17 protein-coding genes and 1 pseudogene are annotated in these 14,118 nt (G+C 46.6%); 6 read left to right on the top strand and 12 right to left on the bottom strand.

Features of this window, described 5'->3' with window-relative positions:
* The first annotated feature begins 118 nt into the window (after window positions 1-118).
* Window positions 119-1,357 carry a PucR family transcriptional regulator gene (locus MKX80_RS17555; RefSeq protein ID WP_154999168.1) on the top strand — a complete coding sequence of 413 codons (1,239 nt, stop codon included), beginning with the start codon at window positions 119-121 and terminating at the stop codon, window positions 1,355-1,357.
* A 110-nt stretch (window positions 1,358-1,467) separates the two neighbouring features.
* Window positions 1,468-2,607: an alanine dehydrogenase gene (gene ald / locus MKX80_RS17560; RefSeq protein WP_268343095.1), complete on the top strand. Its 1,140-nt coding sequence runs from the start codon at window positions 1,468-1,470 to the stop codon at window positions 2,605-2,607.
* 52 nt (window positions 2,608-2,659) lie between these two features.
* On the opposite strand, the gene MKX80_RS17565 is transcribed toward ald, so the two are convergent.
* Window positions 2,660-2,902 (bottom strand): hypothetical protein, encoded by a 243-nt coding sequence (locus MKX80_RS17565; protein WP_182070129.1) that lies wholly within the window; start codon window positions 2,900-2,902, stop codon window positions 2,660-2,662.
* A 14-nt stretch (window positions 2,903-2,916) separates the two neighbouring features.
* Window positions 2,917-3,510, bottom strand: a complete 594-nt coding sequence (locus MKX80_RS17570) for a sulfite oxidase-like oxidoreductase (RefSeq protein ID WP_154999165.1) — start codon at window positions 3,508-3,510, stop codon at window positions 2,917-2,919.
* A 103-nt stretch (window positions 3,511-3,613) separates the two neighbouring features.
* Between MKX80_RS17570 and MKX80_RS17575 the strand changes: the two genes are divergently transcribed.
* A complete protein-coding gene (locus MKX80_RS17575; RefSeq protein ID WP_154999164.1) occupies window positions 3,614-4,210 on the top strand; it encodes a biotin transporter BioY in 597 nt (198 codons plus the stop codon).
* 80 nt (window positions 4,211-4,290) lie between these two features.
* Here MKX80_RS17575 and MKX80_RS17580 read toward each other — a convergent pair whose 3' ends face one another.
* Together MKX80_RS17580 and MKX80_RS17585 are read right to left on the bottom strand one after the other, a co-directional pair.
* Window positions 4,291-5,619 carry a Na+/H+ antiporter family protein gene (locus MKX80_RS17580; RefSeq protein ID WP_154999163.1) on the bottom strand — a complete coding sequence of 443 codons (1,329 nt, stop codon included), beginning with the start codon at window positions 5,617-5,619 and terminating at the stop codon, window positions 4,291-4,293.
* Between the two features lie 151 nt (window positions 5,620-5,770).
* Window positions 5,771-7,261 (bottom strand): leucyl aminopeptidase, encoded by a 1,491-nt coding sequence (locus MKX80_RS17585; RefSeq protein ID WP_182070128.1) that lies wholly within the window; start codon window positions 7,259-7,261, stop codon window positions 5,771-5,773.
* Window positions 7,262-7,426: 165 nt separating this feature from the next.
* On the opposite strand from MKX80_RS17585, the gene MKX80_RS17590 reads away from it, so the two are divergent.
* Entirely contained in the window at window positions 7,427-7,903 is a 477-nt protein-coding gene (locus MKX80_RS17590) for a divergent PAP2 family protein (RefSeq protein ID WP_182070127.1), read from the top strand.
* 42 nt (window positions 7,904-7,945) lie between these two features.
* Here the strand turns inward: MKX80_RS17590 and MKX80_RS17595 are convergent, their stop codons facing one another.
* The 4 genes from MKX80_RS17595 to MKX80_RS17610 all read right to left on the bottom strand — a co-directional run bounded on the left by MKX80_RS17595 (window position 7,946) and on the right by MKX80_RS17610 (window position 10,800).
* Entirely contained in the window at window positions 7,946-8,611 is a 666-nt protein-coding gene (locus MKX80_RS17595) for a 3D domain-containing protein (RefSeq protein WP_025804898.1), read from the bottom strand.
* Between the two features lie 133 nt (window positions 8,612-8,744).
* Entirely contained in the window at window positions 8,745-9,065 is a 321-nt protein-coding gene (locus MKX80_RS17600; protein ID WP_011198260.1) for a YuiB family protein, read from the bottom strand.
* Window positions 9,066-9,139: 74 nt separating this feature from the next.
* Window positions 9,140-9,268 (bottom strand): YuiA family protein, encoded by a 129-nt coding sequence (locus MKX80_RS17605; protein WP_003184925.1) that lies wholly within the window; start codon window positions 9,266-9,268, stop codon window positions 9,140-9,142.
* A 314-nt stretch (window positions 9,269-9,582) separates the two neighbouring features.
* Window positions 9,583-10,800 (bottom strand): NAD(P)/FAD-dependent oxidoreductase, encoded by a 1,218-nt coding sequence (locus tag MKX80_RS17610; RefSeq protein WP_176277037.1) that lies wholly within the window; start codon window positions 10,798-10,800, stop codon window positions 9,583-9,585.
* A 337-nt stretch (window positions 10,801-11,137) separates the two neighbouring features.
* On the opposite strand from MKX80_RS17610, the gene yumC reads away from it, so the two are divergent.
* Entirely contained in the window at window positions 11,138-12,136 is a 999-nt protein-coding gene (yumC, locus tag MKX80_RS17615; RefSeq protein WP_268343097.1) for a ferredoxin--NADP reductase 2, read from the top strand.
* A gap of 34 nt (window positions 12,137-12,170) precedes the next feature.
* Here yumC and MKX80_RS17620 read toward each other — a convergent pair whose 3' ends face one another.
* Window positions 12,171-12,371 carry a hypothetical protein gene (locus tag MKX80_RS17620; RefSeq protein WP_020452822.1) on the bottom strand — a complete coding sequence of 67 codons (201 nt, stop codon included), beginning with the start codon at window positions 12,369-12,371 and terminating at the stop codon, window positions 12,171-12,173.
* 141 nt (window positions 12,372-12,512) lie between these two features.
* Between MKX80_RS17620 and MKX80_RS17625 the strand changes: the two genes are divergently transcribed.
* Entirely contained in the window at window positions 12,513-12,737 is a 225-nt protein-coding gene (locus MKX80_RS17625) for a cold-shock protein (protein ID WP_043927713.1), read from the top strand.
* A 104-nt stretch (window positions 12,738-12,841) separates the two neighbouring features.
* Here the strand turns inward: MKX80_RS17625 and MKX80_RS17630 are convergent, their stop codons facing one another.
* The 3 genes and pseudogenes from MKX80_RS17630 to MKX80_RS17640 form a co-directional block, all read right to left on the bottom strand.
* The gene (locus MKX80_RS17630; protein ID WP_182070125.1) at window positions 12,842-13,321 is read right to left on the bottom strand and encodes a GNAT family N-acetyltransferase; all 480 of its coding nucleotides are present in this window, start codon (window positions 13,319-13,321) and stop codon (window positions 12,842-12,844) included.
* 102 nt (window positions 13,322-13,423) lie between these two features.
* A pseudogene (locus MKX80_RS17635) lies at window positions 13,424-13,516 on the bottom strand (iron-sulfur cluster assembly accessory protein); the annotation flags it as partial.
* A gap of 199 nt (window positions 13,517-13,715) precedes the next feature.
* A complete protein-coding gene (locus MKX80_RS17640; protein ID WP_268343099.1) occupies window positions 13,716-14,060 on the bottom strand; it encodes a hypothetical protein in 345 nt (114 codons plus the stop codon).
* Window positions 14,061-14,118 lie beyond the last annotated feature (58 nt).

Below are 14,118 nucleotides of genomic sequence, written 5' to 3' on the forward strand. Positions count from 1 at the left end.
AATAATAAATCACCAGCGACTTTTTTGTTGATTTTAACAAACAACTATATTCATAATAAAAGTAAGATGGGTATATGTCAAAATTTTTTCATGCAAACATAAAAGTAGGGGTTTTTTTATGAACAATCGAAACAATCCTTTTAAATATCAATATGACCGTTTAGAAGATGTGGCAGATCATATCAGCGAGGTGCTGGATTGTCCGATTACGATAGAAGACATCAACCACCGCCTCCTAGCTTACAGCACCCACAGCGACTACACGGACCCGGCAAGAACGTCAACGATCATCGGAAGGCGCGTGCCGGAGAAGGTCATCAACAAACTGTGGAAGGATGGAACGATTCCCGCCTTGATGAAAACCGACGAACCGATCAGGGTCGAGCAAATCGATGAGGTCGGCCTGTCGAGCCGCGTGGCGATTTCAATCTGGAAAAACAGCGAGGTCATCGGTTTTATCTGGGCGCTGGAAAGCCAAAAAACGCTGTCGGAAGACGAGCTTCATCTTTTGAAGCTGGCCGCGGATTCCGTCAAAAACAAGCTGTTGCCCTATCAAGTCCGAAAAAGAAAAAATGAACAGCGCAGCCAGGAATTTTTCTGGAAGCTTTTGACCGGACATATTTCGGAAGATCAGGAGATCTCTGACGGCTTTCATCAGCTTGGTATCGGAGTTCCGTCAACTTATTCGGTCATCATCATCCGGCTGAAAGACGAAATCGAGGAAAAAACCGAAAAACAGCTCCATTACTTGCTGGAGACGACACAGCAGGTGCAAATCCTTCTGGCTACAATCGACTATAATGAACTGATTGTCCTCGCTTCGCCGAAAACGGGGCAAAAGGGGCAGCCATTCAATGATTTAAAGCAATTTGCCGCGAATATACAAAAGCAGCTTGAAGAGCGCTATAAACTGAATAACTGCACGATTGCGATCGGTGGAATGTACAGCTTGATCACCCTTGTACACCAGTCTTATCAAGAAGCGCTCTCTGCGCTGAAGGTCAAGGAGCGTTTTCCCGATGAAACAAGGCATCTCGTCAGCTTTTCAGAGCTCGGCATCTATCAGTATCTCGACGTGCTCAGCGAAAAACGGAAACACGCCAGCTATCCAAACTATTCTTTAATGCAGCTTGAAGCATATGATAAAGAGCACCACTCCAATCTTGTCGAGACGCTTGAACAGTTCATCGAATGCGACAGCAACGTCAACACCGCCGCCAAAAAGCTGAACATTCACGTCAACACGCTGAACTACAGGCTGAAGCGCATCAGTAAAATCGCCGAAATCGATTTAAAAAACATCAATGAAAAATTTACGATTTATCTTGAAATTAAGCTTCGCAACATGCATTTGTGAAATTCCACAAATGCATGTTTTTTTATTTTCTGATTCAAACAAAGAAAATTCTAAAAAGTCAGTATAAACTAAAACAACAGCGTTTTTACAGAAAAAGGAGGAATGACGGGATGATTATCGGCGTACCGAAAGAAATCAAAAACAATGAAAACCGTGTTGCATTGACTCCCGGTGCGGCTTCTCAATTGATTACGGCCGGACACCGCGTCATCGTTGAAAAAGACGCGGGGACTGGAAGCGGGTTTGAAAACGAAGATTACGTCTCAGTGGGAGCGGAGATCTCAGAACAGGCGAAAGCCGTCTGGGAAGCGGTTGATATGGTGATGAAAGTCAAAGAGCCGCTCCCGGAAGAATATCCGTATTTTAGAGAAGGTCTCATCTTGTTCACCTATCTGCACCTGGCCGCAGAGCCTTCCTTAGCTGAAGCATTAAAGCAAAAAGGCGTGACAGCCATCGCCTATGAAACGGTCAGCGACGGCCGTTCCCTTCCTTTGCTGACGCCGATGTCAGAGGTAGCCGGGCGGATGGCCGCCCAAATCGGCGCGCAGTTCCTTGAGAAGCCGAAAGGCGGAAAAGGCATACTATTGGCCGGTGTACCCGGAGTCGCGCGCGGGAAAGTGACGATCATCGGCGGAGGCGTTGTCGGCACAAATGCGGCAAAAATCGCGGCGGGACTCGGAGCCGATGTGACGATGATCGATTTAAGCGCAGAACGTCTGCGCCAGCTTGATGATCAATTCGGCAACCAAATCAAAACATTGATGTCCAATCCGGTCAACATCGCCGATGCCGTAGCTGAAGCTGATCTCCTCATCTGCGCGGTTCTGATCCCGGGTGCCAAAGCGCCGACTTTAGTGACGGAAGAGATGGTCAAACAGATGAAACCGGGCTCTGTGATCGTTGACGTCGCAATCGATCAAGGCGGCATCGTCGAGACGGTGGATCACATCACAACCCACGACAATCCGACATATGTCAAACACGGAATCGTCCATTACGCCGTCGCCAACATGCCGGGCGCCGTTCCGCGGACATCTACAGTTGCGCTGACAAATGTAACGGTTCCGTATGCGCTTGAAATCGCAAACAAGGGCGCGGAAAAAGCGATTCTTGAAAACCATTCGTTAAAAGCCGGCGTAAACACAGCAAACGGCCATATCACTTATGAAGCCGTAGCAAGGGACTTAAACTATGATTACGTTCCGGCAGAGCTTGCGATCGAAAATTCGTCGTCAGCCGCCGGCGCATAGCATCAAAAAGACAGAGCCTCGGAAAATATCTCCGAGACTCTGTCTTTTCCTATTATTCCGTTTTCCGCCGATCCTGAAACAACTTTGCCGCGATTGCAGAAACAGAGATCGCCGCAAACAGGACAATTCTCCACAGCGCCCGGTCTGAGACATCGCCGGCTGAGGCAAACAGCGACAGAACCGCCGCAGCCGTCAGCAATAATAAAACAGCAAAAGCCTTTTTCTTGAACGATGCAATGAGAAGCCAAAAACAGATGGTCAGCATGAAAAATATGAACAGCTGTACGAAAAACATTTCACCCTCCCCCGCTAATCAAAGCTGTACCTTTCTTCTTTCCAAGGATTTCCTCTCATATGGTAGCCGTTTTTCTCCCAAAAGCCCGGATGGTTTTCCTTTGTAAACTGAATACCCCTCAGCCATTTGGCGCTTTTCCAAAAATACAGATGAGGCATCACCGCTCTGAGCGGAAAGCCGTGCTCCGGCGTGAGCGGGGCGCCGTTGTGGGAATGGGCCAAAAGAGACGAATCCTTCAAAAAGTCTTCGAGCGGAACATTCGTCGTCCAGCCTTCCTCTGCATGCAAAATGACAAATTTGGCTTCCGAAAGCGGCTTTACTCTTTCAGCGATTTCCCTTGTCTTGATCCCTTCCCAGACATTATCGAGCCTGGACCAGCCTGTTACACAATGAATGTCATTGGACACTTCGCTTTGCGGCATTTCATGCAGGTCATTCAAGGTCAGCAGGAGCGGCTGTTCGACAAGTCCGTAAATTTGCAAATTCCATTTTGACAGGTCTTCGTATTCCGGAACATCGCCTGCATGAAGAACAGGAAAAGATGTCGTGACATTTTGGTTTGGAGGCACCCTGTCGGACTTGTGCGCTTTTGTTTTTCCAAAAAACACGAAAGAACCTCCTTTGTTAACTTTGATTAAAAAGTGGTTGACAAACTATTTTGTGATCTCTTACGATAAAGTTGTGTTGAATCACTGAGGAGGAACAAAGCTCATGAATAAAAAGAAACTTCGCGCCGCTGATATGGCGCTTGTCGGAATGTTTGCCGCCCTGATGGGGATCGGCGCTAATATCACTTCGTTTGCCCCGTTTCTGCAAATCGGCGGTATTCCGCTTACAATGCAGCCTTTCTTCTGTCTGCTTGCCGGGCTTCTGCTCGGCCGCAAATTAGGTGCGCTGTCCATGATCGTTTATGCGTTAGTCGGCTTTGTAGGCGCTCCTGTATTCGCTTCTTTTTCAGGCGGTATTTCCGTTCTTTTCAAAGGAAGCGCCGGATTTATTCTATCCTACATTCCTGCCGCATATGCCGCGGGCTGGATCACAGACAAAATATCTGAACCGAAAACAGGCCACTTTTTCACAGCTTCATTGATCGGTACACTGATCATTTATCTGATTGGCGTCAACTATACGTATATCGCGTATTCAACTTGGCTCAATACACCGTTGTCTTATTCAGCCGTTTGGAAGATGATGACCTGGTTCTTCGTGAAAGACTTGGCATTCTCCGTTCTGCTCGCCGCGCTCGCTTCAAAGGTTTTCCGGGCGGTTCAAAAAGGCGCAGGCTTCAGAAGAAACCCGACTTTTTAATAAAGAGAGCAGGTGGTGCGGTTCTCTTTTTATTTTAACAAACATAGAAAAAAATTCCCCTCAAAACGAGGGGAATTTTTTTAAAGAACAATTGCCGCGATCCAGCCAAACAAAATCAACGGAATATTATAAAAGATGAATGTCGGAACACAGGTGTCCCAAATATGGTGGTGCTGTCCGTCTGCATTTAAGCCGGATGTCGGGCCAAGCGTGCTGTCGCTCGCAGGTGAACCGGCGTCTCCGAGAGCCGCCGCTGTCCCGATAATGGCGATTGTCGCCATCGGGCTGAAGCCAAGCTGCATACAAAGCGGAACAAATATCGTTGCGATAATCGGAATCGTCGCAAATGATGAACCGATCCCCATTGTGATCAATAAGCCGACAATCAGCATCAGCAATGCGCCGATCACCTGATTATTGCTGATGAAACCTGTTGACGCTTCAACAAGCGCCTTGACATCGCCCGTTTTTTCAAGCACATTGGCAAAACCGGCGGCGGCCAGCATCACAAATCCGATAAACGCCATCATGTTCATGCCATTTGTGATCAATTCGTCCGCTTCGCCGCGCTTCATCGCTCCGCTTAAAAACAAGACCGCCAAACCGCTGAGCGCGCCGAAGATCATTCCGTCGACATCTAAACTCTGAGACAAATAAAGCTGTACGCTTAATGAGACAGCGATGGCCAAAACGGCAATCGAAAGGCTTTTCTTCGTATAGGCCGCCGATTTTTGACCTGCGATTTCCTTCATTTCGTACGTGCGCGGTTTGCGGTACACAAAAGCAGCAACAGCCAAACCGGCAATCATCCCCGCGATCGGAATGATCATGGCGATTGGAATATCAGCCAATGTGACTGAAAGGCCGGCGTCTTTCATATTATCTTTCAAAATCCCCTGGAAAATCTGGCCGAAGCCGACGGGAAGCAAAACATACGGAGCTGTCAATCCAAATGTCATCGCACACGCAATCAGGCGGCGATCCACTTGCAGCTCATTTAAAATTTTCAATAACGGCGGAATTAAAACAGGAATAAATGCGATATGAACCGGAACGACATTTTGAGACATACAAGAAATGATTAAAATCACGAAGACGATCAGCGCTTTTGAAAGGGTTTTGCGCCTTGTATCGCCTTCTTTGCCGATCAGCTTGACAGCAGCTTCAACCATGGCATCCGGAAGACCCGTTTTCGTTAAAGCGACCGCAAATGCGCCAAGGAGCGCGTAGCTGACGGCAACGGTTGCGTTGCCTCCGAGTCCTTCCGTGAATACGCTGACCGTCTGGCCGAGACCGAGACCGCCCGTCAGACCGCCGGCAAGAGCGCCCACAATCAAGGCAAGAACGACATTGACCCGCAGCAGGCTTAATATAAGCATGACAATAACAGCAATCACAACTGCATTCATATTTGAAACCTCCGAACAAACACTTTAGTTTGCTAATGTAGTAGATAATTAAAGTAATGAACGTATATTACCACATATTTTATGAATGCGTCAATGAGGCTCCTCTGTATTTTCCATAAAAAAATCCCCTTCTATCAAAGGGGATGAAAGCCTATAAATGATCCGAAAACCGCTCGACAAACGTAACAAGCGTCCTCACCATCACGCCTGTTCCGCCTTTCGGTCCAAAGCATGAGCTTTGAGCTGTCGTTGCCGTTCCGGCGATGTCAAGGTGAACCCATGGCGTCTGTTCGGCGAATTCGCCGAGGAACGTTCCGGCCATAATCGCATGGCCTTCCCTGCCCGGTGAATTGTTAAGATCGGCCATTTGGCTGTTTTTCACTCTTTTTTTGTCTTTTTCTGTGATCGGAAGCTGCCAAATCGCTTCTCCCGCTTCTTCAGCCGCCTGTCTCACCTGCTGATAAAGCGGATCATGATTTGTCATCGCGCCCGTCGTTTCCGTTCCCAGAGCTACGACGACACCTCCGGTCAGTGTCGCGACATCGATCAACACGGAGGCTCCGTGGTGCTTCGCATATGTCAGTCCGTCAGCGAGCGCCAGCCTTCCTTCGGCGTCCGTATTCAAGATCTCAATCGTCTTGCCGCTCAAGGAAACGATGACATCGTCCGGCTTCATTGCGCTTCCCGAAATCATGTTATCAGTCGACGGGATCACGGCAAGCACGTTTTGTTCCGGCCTCAATTCGCCGATCGCTTCCATCGCTCCCAAAACGCTGGCGGCTCCGCCCATATCGGACTTCATGCCGACAATCCCGCTCTTCGTCTTAATCGAATAGCCGCCGGTATCAAACGTGATCCCTTTGCCGACTAAACCGATGACATCATCCCATGCTTCCTTTCCCTGATATTTTAAGACGATCATTTTCGGCGGCTCTTCTGATCCTTGGTTGACCGCGAGGAGGCCGCCCATCCCGAGCTCTTCCATTTCAGCCTTTTCGAGAATTTCACACTCAAATTCGTATTTTGCTGCCAATTCAGCGGCGTATGACGCGAGATCCGCCGCTGTCAGCATGTTCCCCGGCATGTTCACGAGGGTTCTCGCCGAATTCGTCGCATTTCCGAACACCTGCCCGACGTGCAGACTCGCCTGAATTTCCTTCAGGTCATGGTCTGTCAAAACATAGACGCTTTGCAGACATTGATCAGGCACATTTGATCTGTGCTTGTAATCCTGCACTTCATAACACGACAGCATGCACGATTCAGCCAATGCATGTGCGGCGTCAGCGGCGGGGACCTCTTCAGACACAAAGCTGTCGAGCATGACGGTTAACTCCTGCTTTCGATCTTTGTGAATCAGCTGAACAGCTTCGGCAAAGCACTGCTTCGCATCCTCGAAGGTAAATTCCGCTTCACGGCCCAACCCGACGATATAAATGCGTTTGACTCCCTGAAGGGATGGGGTAAATATTTTAGACACTTTCGCTTTTTTGGAAGATACATCCCCGTCTTTCAGCAGCTGAGAAAGCTGGCCGTCCAAAAGGCGGTCGATTTCTTCCGCCTTCCCGTACAGCCGGCTTTTTTTAAACAGACCGATTAAAAGCGTTTCTTTTTTTTCGAAATCTTTAAAGGCATAAAACATGCGTTCACAGCTCCTTATCAACAAAGTGAGTAAAATTAAAACAACAATGTTATAATAGGAAAAACATTTTTTCCCGATGGGGTTTCATATTATATATTTTAGCAAATAACTGCGTGCTTTTCTGAATTCATCTCTATTTTCTTTATAGAAAGGATGTTCTGCAAAATGGAAATCCTCACAAACTTTCCCTTGCTGGCGAGCTTTGCCGCGATCTTTTTCGCTCAGTTTATCAAGGTTCCCATTTACTTTGTCGTCTCGAAAAAATGGGATTGGCGGCTCATCACAAGCACGGGCGGAATGCCGAGTTCACACTCAGCAGCCGTTACGGCGCTCTCAACCGGTGTAGCTCTTGATCATGGGATGAATTCTTCTTTGTTCGCCGTTTCCGCAATATTTGCCGTTATTACGATGTTTGATGCAACCGGAGTGAGAAGACATGCCGGAGAACAAGCAACAGTGATCAACCGGCTTGTCCGCGATTTTAACCGCTTTGTCAACGAAGCGAAGGATTTCCCTAAAAGCCATCAGGAAGAAAAACAGAAGAAGCTGAAGGAACTGCTCGGCCATCAGCCGATCGAAGTGTTTTTCGGCGGTTTGACCGGCATTGTCCTGACGCTGCTTCTCGATTATTTAGTGATGTAAAGCAAAAAACGTTTAAGACACACAGGTCTTAAACGTTTTTTCTTATTCTTTCGCCATTTTATATTTTTGTCTGAATACTTGCATCGATTTATTTTCGTTCAGCTTCAAGAGATCCTCTTCGGTAATGGTGCCGTTTCCTTTTTTAATGACATAAACATCAAGTGTTTTTTTGCCCCATTCTTTATAAACATCTTCAACCGTCTCATAGTACAAATCGAGCCGGTTCCCTTTAATGGCCGATCCGGTATCCGCAACAACGCCATAGCCGTAGTCCGGTATGAACAATATCGTGCCGATCGGAAAGACTGACGGATCGGCTGCAACGGTTGAATATAAATCTCTTTTTACTTTGACTCCCGAATATGTAATCCCGTAATCGGGATGATGCGGCTGTTTTCCCGTCGATTCAGCTCCTGCTGTATATCCGGTCGCGGTGACTTTTTGCTTCGGATACTTGCTCCAGTCAAATGCGTCTTCAAGCGATTTCGGTTTGTTTTTAATCTGTTCTGCGGCAGACAGAGACGTCTTTTCCGCTTTTTCTTCCGGAAGTGATTTAAAGGTGAGCATCAGCTGTTTCAAGGACAGATCGCGTTCTTTCGCCCAGCTTGATATATCCTGTGCTTCCACGCCTGAAACGGCAAAGAAGGTCGTCATAAAGGCAAGGACAAACAAAACTGTCATCAAGAAACGCCGAAACATTGTCATCACTTTTCTCAATTCTTCCACTCCTCTCACCATCTAGTTGTTTCCAAGTGGAAAAAGAAATATTCAGATGGCGGAAAAGTTTTGAGAAAAGTGAAAAAATTAAACCTAAAAAACCCTCTCCCTTGAAGAAGAAGGCTTAAAACATTTGATATCCCCTTTTTCGCAGCGCTTTGATCGTAACGCCCGACAACAGGGCTCCGGCCATTCCGCTGGCTAAAATGATGATATCGGCAGCAGCCAATGAAGCCACTCTGTCAAAAAGGCCGGAAAATGCCTCTCCCGGCGCCTCTACATAGCGAATCAGCTTTTCTTTATTCACAATGAAAAGGCATACAATTGGATAAATGACAGCCATGATCCATGACATCCTGAGCAGCATATTCAGCAGAAAACCGATGCCGAAAAACAGGACGAAAAATAAGACAACTGAAATGATGACAACTGGTAAACTAATCAAAGCCTCCACCCCCAATTCACCTCTTTTAGTGTACATTGGGGAAGGAACTTGAGTCAATCATTGGAAAGCGGCGATCAGCGGTCTTTTCCCGTTCCCTTGCAGTTGCTGCACGTTTCCGAACCGCCAAGCAGAAGCTGAAAATAGCCTTTTCCCGAACAGAAAGTACAGGTTGATTCAAGGCGATGGGTTGAAGTCGTCTTCATTAGATACACACCTTTTTCTCAATTTTCTGATAATATATCATGAACATTGTCAATAATAAAGTCAGAAAATATAACAGATCATTCGATGTAAGCGCTTAAAAGCGAAGCTTTCTTCCTTTTTCTTTCGTTTTTGAAGTTTTAAGCACGAATAAAAAGCCCGCGGCTTTCGCTGCAGGCTTCAGCGTGTCGACAAACCCTCGCATTCGTTGTCAGGCCTGCTAAGTCGGTACTCATGAATAGAGGAAGGATCGGCGGCTGTCCGCCCAGACGTCCTGCCTGAACGCCGCCGTCATCACCTCCTGTGAAAGTCTGATTTAGAAAAATTTAAACTTGCCTTTTTTCAGAACAAGTCCCGGCCCGCCGATCATGAACAGCGAGCGGTTGTCAATGATTTTTTTCATCATGGACGCCGTCGTTCCCGTCATCTTTCTGCCGAATGCGACGCCGATTGCATCGTGTTCGCCGAGAGAAGCGACAGAGCCTTTATTATCGAATGAGAACGTTTCCGTTTCTTTGCCGTGAATCAGTGCGGCCAGATTGTTTGCACACGTTTCGCCCTGCTGCATGGAAATCTGTGCAGTCGGCGGATAAGGCCTTTCTGTTTCTTCATTTATGATCAGTGAGCAGTCTCCGATAACAAATATATCATCATGGCCTTCAACGCGCAGATCAGGTTTTACCTTCACACGGCCGCGCATGTTTTCAAAGCCGGATTCTTCAATGATCGGGTTGCCGCGGACGCCTGCGGCCCATACGACAGTGCCTGCTTTGATTTCTTCGGTCTGATCGTCTTTTCCGACGATGATTCCGTCAGGCGTGCATTCTTTCACAGCCGTGCCGATTTTGAATTCAACGCCTTTTCCTTCGAGGTAGTTGACCGCATAATCGACAAGCTCCGGTTCAAAACCCGGGAGAACAGACGGCGCGGCTTCCACGCATATTAAACGAACCTGCTGGCGGTCGATATCGTATTCGCGGCACAGCTCAGGAATGCGGTTGCCCATTTCGCCCAAAAATTCAATGCCGGTAAAACCAGCTCCCCCGACAACGATCGTCAGGCGTTCCGGGCGCTTCTCGGCTTCTGTGTTATACGTCGCAAACTGATATTCAATGTGCTCGCGTAGCTGCCGGGACGAATTGATGTTTGCAATAGAGAAAGCATACTCTTTCAATCCCGAAATTCCGAAAGTTTCAGGGACGGACCCCAGCGCCACGACAAGATAGTCGTAACTAAGCTCGCCGGTTTCAAGGACAACTTTCTTTCCTTCTTTATCGATTTTCTTTACCGTATCCTGAACGAAATTGACACGGGATGTATTGATGACGTCTTTAATCTGATAGCGGCATCTGTCATGATGAAGCGTACCTGCGCTCGCCTCGTGCATCCAGGTTGTCTCATAATGGTAATTGTGCTTGTTGACAAGCGTAATTTCCGCTTCATTGATGCCGATTTTTTTAACAAGTCTCGTAACGGTCATTAATCCACCATAACCTGCACCTAATACTACTACTTTTGGCTTATTCAACGGAATCACATCCACCTTTTCTGTATTTTACTGCTAAGCCGGATTAAAATAGCCTTTGGGTTATCTTCTACCGGCTTCCGGCTTTTTATGAAAAAAAGTTTGTGAAACCCTTCACTTTAGTTTACCGAGCAACGGAATGTTTTTCGGCTGTGCGACGAAAAATATTCACGAATCGTTAACAAATTGTTCACAACTACATCATAGCCGCTTGCATTTGCTTTTTCAAGGTTAAATATGCTCGGACGGTATTATTTTCCGCTCCTAAAAAAACAGACGCGCTCGTATTTATTTTATGTGATATGATATAATTAAGAACAATTTTCATTTAGGGGGCATTATTTTCATGCGTGAAGACTCAAAAGTATATGACATCACAATTATCGGGGGCGGCCCTGTCGGCTTGTTTACCGCATTTTACGGCGGAATGCGGCAAGCGAGCGTCAAAATTATCGAAAGCCTGCCGCAGCTCGGCGGTCAGCTGTCCGCTTTGTATCCCGAAAAATACATATACGATGTAGCCGGGTTCCCTAAAATCCGTGCTCAGGAGCTGGTCAACAATTTAAAAGAGCAAATGGCGAAATTTGATCAGACCGTTTGTCTGGAACAAGCCGTCGAAAGCGTTGAAAAACAAGCAGACGGTATTTTCAAGCTCATCACCAACAAAGAAATCCACTATTCTAAAACGGTGATTATCACAGCCGGAAACGGAGCATTCCAGCCGAGAAAGCTCGAGCTTGAATCTGCGGCTCAATACGAGAATGCAAACCTTCATTACTTTATAGATGATTTGAATCAATTTGCGGGCAAACGCGTTGCGGTATTGGGCGGCGGTGACTCCGCTGTCGACTGGGCGCTCATGCTGGAACCGATCGCAAAAGAGGTGTCAATTATTCATCGCCGCGATAAATTCCGGGCTCACGAGCACAGCGTCGAAAACCTGCACAATTCTAAAGTCAATGTATTGACACCGTTTGTTCCGACCGAGCTGATCGGCGGTGAGCGAATTGAACAGATCGTCATCGAGGAAGTGAAAGGCGAGAGAAAAGAAATTATCGATGTCGACGATGTGATCGTCAACTTCGGCTTTGTTTCATCTCTCGGACCAATCAAAAACTGGGGGCTTGAAATCGAGAAAAATTCGATCGTCGTCAAGTCCACAATGGAAACGAACATCGAGGGATTCTATGCAGCCGGCGACATCTGCACATACGAAGGGAAAGTCAAGCTGATTGCGAGCGGATTTGGAGAAGCGCCGACCGCTGTCAACAATGCAAAAGCTTACATGGATCCTAAAGCGCGCGTACAGCCGCTGCACTCTACTAGCATGTTTGAAAACAAATAAAAATGAAAAGGAGCCTGACACCGGCTCCTTTTCATTATATGATATTCAAATATGAGAAGATCGTTCCCAAAATCAGCACAATCGTTAAGATGCCGACCACTCCCGCCGCAGTTAAGACAATCCGGTCCGTGATTTTCTGTGCTTTTGGAAGCGGTTTTTCGCATCCGCATGCCTCACAAACTTTTGAATCGTATGGCGTAAGCCCGCCGCAGCTTCTGCAGTTGATTTTTTCCATGGTTGAACCCCTTTTCTTTACTGGGCTTGGACTCTAAATAAACCTGTCCAGTATAGAATAACAAATTGACGAATAGAATGTCTTAAGATTCACAAAATATTCTTAAATGAACTCCAAAAACCCTTGTTAGGAAGTGACGATATGTCTTACTACAACAATCGCAATCAAGAGCCTCTGCCAAAGGAAGATATCAGTACGTGGGAATGTACGGCTGAGGACTGCAACGGATGGATGAGAAAAAATTTCACGAGCAGCGATCGCCCTCTATGCCCTCTGTGCAACCAGGAAATGGAAAGCGGAAGCCGCTATATCACCTCGATCACCAACAACACGAGCAATCTCAATCGCATCTTTAACCAGAAATAAACACGGTTGTTCCTGAAGCCCCGTTGCAAAAACCTTGCTCAACACTTGAGCGGGGTGGCTGCATTGCTTCCGTGCGGCATTTCCCGAGCGAAGCGGAAAACAGATTATGTTAAATCTTTTACCAAAAGAATCTCATCCCGAATCGGAATGCCGTTATCAGCAGCAAAGGGAATTTCAGGCTTTATTTTTCTTGCTTTTTCAACTGCGTTTACATACAACTTGGCCAATATATAGCCCCTCTTTTGATAAAACATAAGCGCCTGCATATTATCGTTCGTCGTGATTAGTTTAATCGATTTACACTGTTTTCGCTTTGAGACACGTTCCACTTCTTTTAAAAGGAGTGAGCCGATCCCTTTGTTTTCAGCAATACTGTCCAAGGAAACAACTTCACATTCGTTTCCAGCGATGAAGTACGTAATCAGACCTTTGATGTCGCCTTTTTCATCTGTTACAGCGAATCCTTCCAATTCATCGCAGCGGAATGTTCCGTGTGAATTGACCATGTCCGGACTTCCCCAATGCTTTTGAAAAAACGCAGTAACGTCCGCTTTTGACAAGCTGAGCGTTGATACGGGTTTCATTTCTTTCCCCCCAGACCATAATAAAACGCCTTTTCGTCACGATGAAGCATCGAGATGAAAGGCGTTTTTCTCATTCCATATCGTTGACCTGATGCAGGTATGTCAGCACTCTTCAGGCTTCCCTGCATTCACTGCGGTTCTGAATGATGATCCGCAGCCGCATGAAGCGATGGCGTTTGGATTATCGATGGTGAATTATCGATATTCCCAAACGTTGACCAAACGGTAACTTATCGCTCACTGAACCGATTTTTCATACTCGTTTATTTTTTCGTTCTTACGTATTTAACGCATCGTGTATTATTAACGTTATTATAAACGGTTCAGGTAATTGGGACAAGCGTTTTATTTCGAAAAAAGCGCCCCATCCTACGAAGGACAGGGCGTACGACAGTTAGATTGCGTCTTTCTGCTTTTCAGTTTTTTCGCTTCTAATCCAGTCTATCGCGATATTTTGCTTACATTTGCTGCATGTGGCATTATGCTTACCGTACAAGGCAATGTTCTTTTCGAACCCGCAACGAGGGCATTTAAATCTTTCGCCTCCCGAAAACGCAGCTACAATTAAAAATAAAGAAAGGCTTCCGAGACCAAGTCCTGGTAAAATACCGATTATAGTAATCATAAGAATCGCGCTTATTAATAAAAGTATTATGCCGCTGATTGCCGAAAAAATACGAGGGACTAGTCGGCCGACTGTCATTCGCCTTCTCAAAACCTCAACTCGAACAAAATCCATCCACCTAACCTCCGCTCATGATATAGTAAAATTATACTCTGTCGGAAACCCTTTCCGC

The organism is Bacillus sp. FSL K6-0972 (genome assembly GCF_037976035.1).
In the GTDB taxonomy this organism is placed as follows: Bacteria; Bacillota; Bacilli; order Bacillales; family Bacillaceae; genus Bacillus; species Bacillus haynesii.

Excerpts from the sequence above, each read along its gene's own strand:
- yumC (WP_268343097.1), top strand. The coding sequence starts at position 11,138 with ATGCGTGAAGACTCAAAAGTATATGACATCACAATTATCGGGGGCGGC.
- MKX80_RS17565 (WP_182070129.1), bottom strand. The coding sequence starts at position 2,902 with ATGTTTTTCGTACAGCTGTTCATATTTTTCATGCTGACCATCTGTTTT.
- MKX80_RS17575 (WP_154999164.1), top strand. The coding sequence starts at position 3,614 with ATGAATAAAAAGAAACTTCGCGCCGCTGATATGGCGCTTGTCGGAATG.
- MKX80_RS17580 (WP_154999163.1), bottom strand. The coding sequence starts at position 5,619 with ATGAATGCAGTTGTGATTGCTGTTATTGTCATGCTTATATTAAGCCTG.
- MKX80_RS17620 (WP_020452822.1), bottom strand. The coding sequence starts at position 12,371 with ATGGAAAAAATCAACTGCAGAAGCTGCGGCGGGCTTACGCCATACGAT.
- MKX80_RS17605 (WP_003184925.1), bottom strand. The coding sequence starts at position 9,268 with ATGAAGACGACTTCAACCCATCGCCTTGAATCAACCTGTACTTTCTGT.
- MKX80_RS17555 (WP_154999168.1), top strand. The coding sequence starts at position 119 with ATGAACAATCGAAACAATCCTTTTAAATATCAATATGACCGTTTAGAA.
- MKX80_RS17590 (WP_182070127.1), top strand. The coding sequence starts at position 7,427 with ATGGAAATCCTCACAAACTTTCCCTTGCTGGCGAGCTTTGCCGCGATC.
- ald (WP_268343095.1), top strand. The coding sequence starts at position 1,468 with ATGATTATCGGCGTACCGAAAGAAATCAAAAACAATGAAAACCGTGTT.
- MKX80_RS17625 (WP_043927713.1), top strand. The coding sequence starts at position 12,513 with ATGTCTTACTACAACAATCGCAATCAAGAGCCTCTGCCAAAGGAAGAT.
- MKX80_RS17630 (WP_182070125.1), bottom strand. The coding sequence starts at position 13,321 with ATGAAACCCGTATCAACGCTCAGCTTGTCAAAAGCGGACGTTACTGCG.
- MKX80_RS17585 (WP_182070128.1), bottom strand. The coding sequence starts at position 7,261 with ATGTTTTATGCCTTTAAAGATTTCGAAAAAAAAGAAACGCTTTTAATC.
- MKX80_RS17640 (WP_268343099.1), bottom strand. The coding sequence starts at position 14,060 with ATGGATTTTGTTCGAGTTGAGGTTTTGAGAAGGCGAATGACAGTCGGC.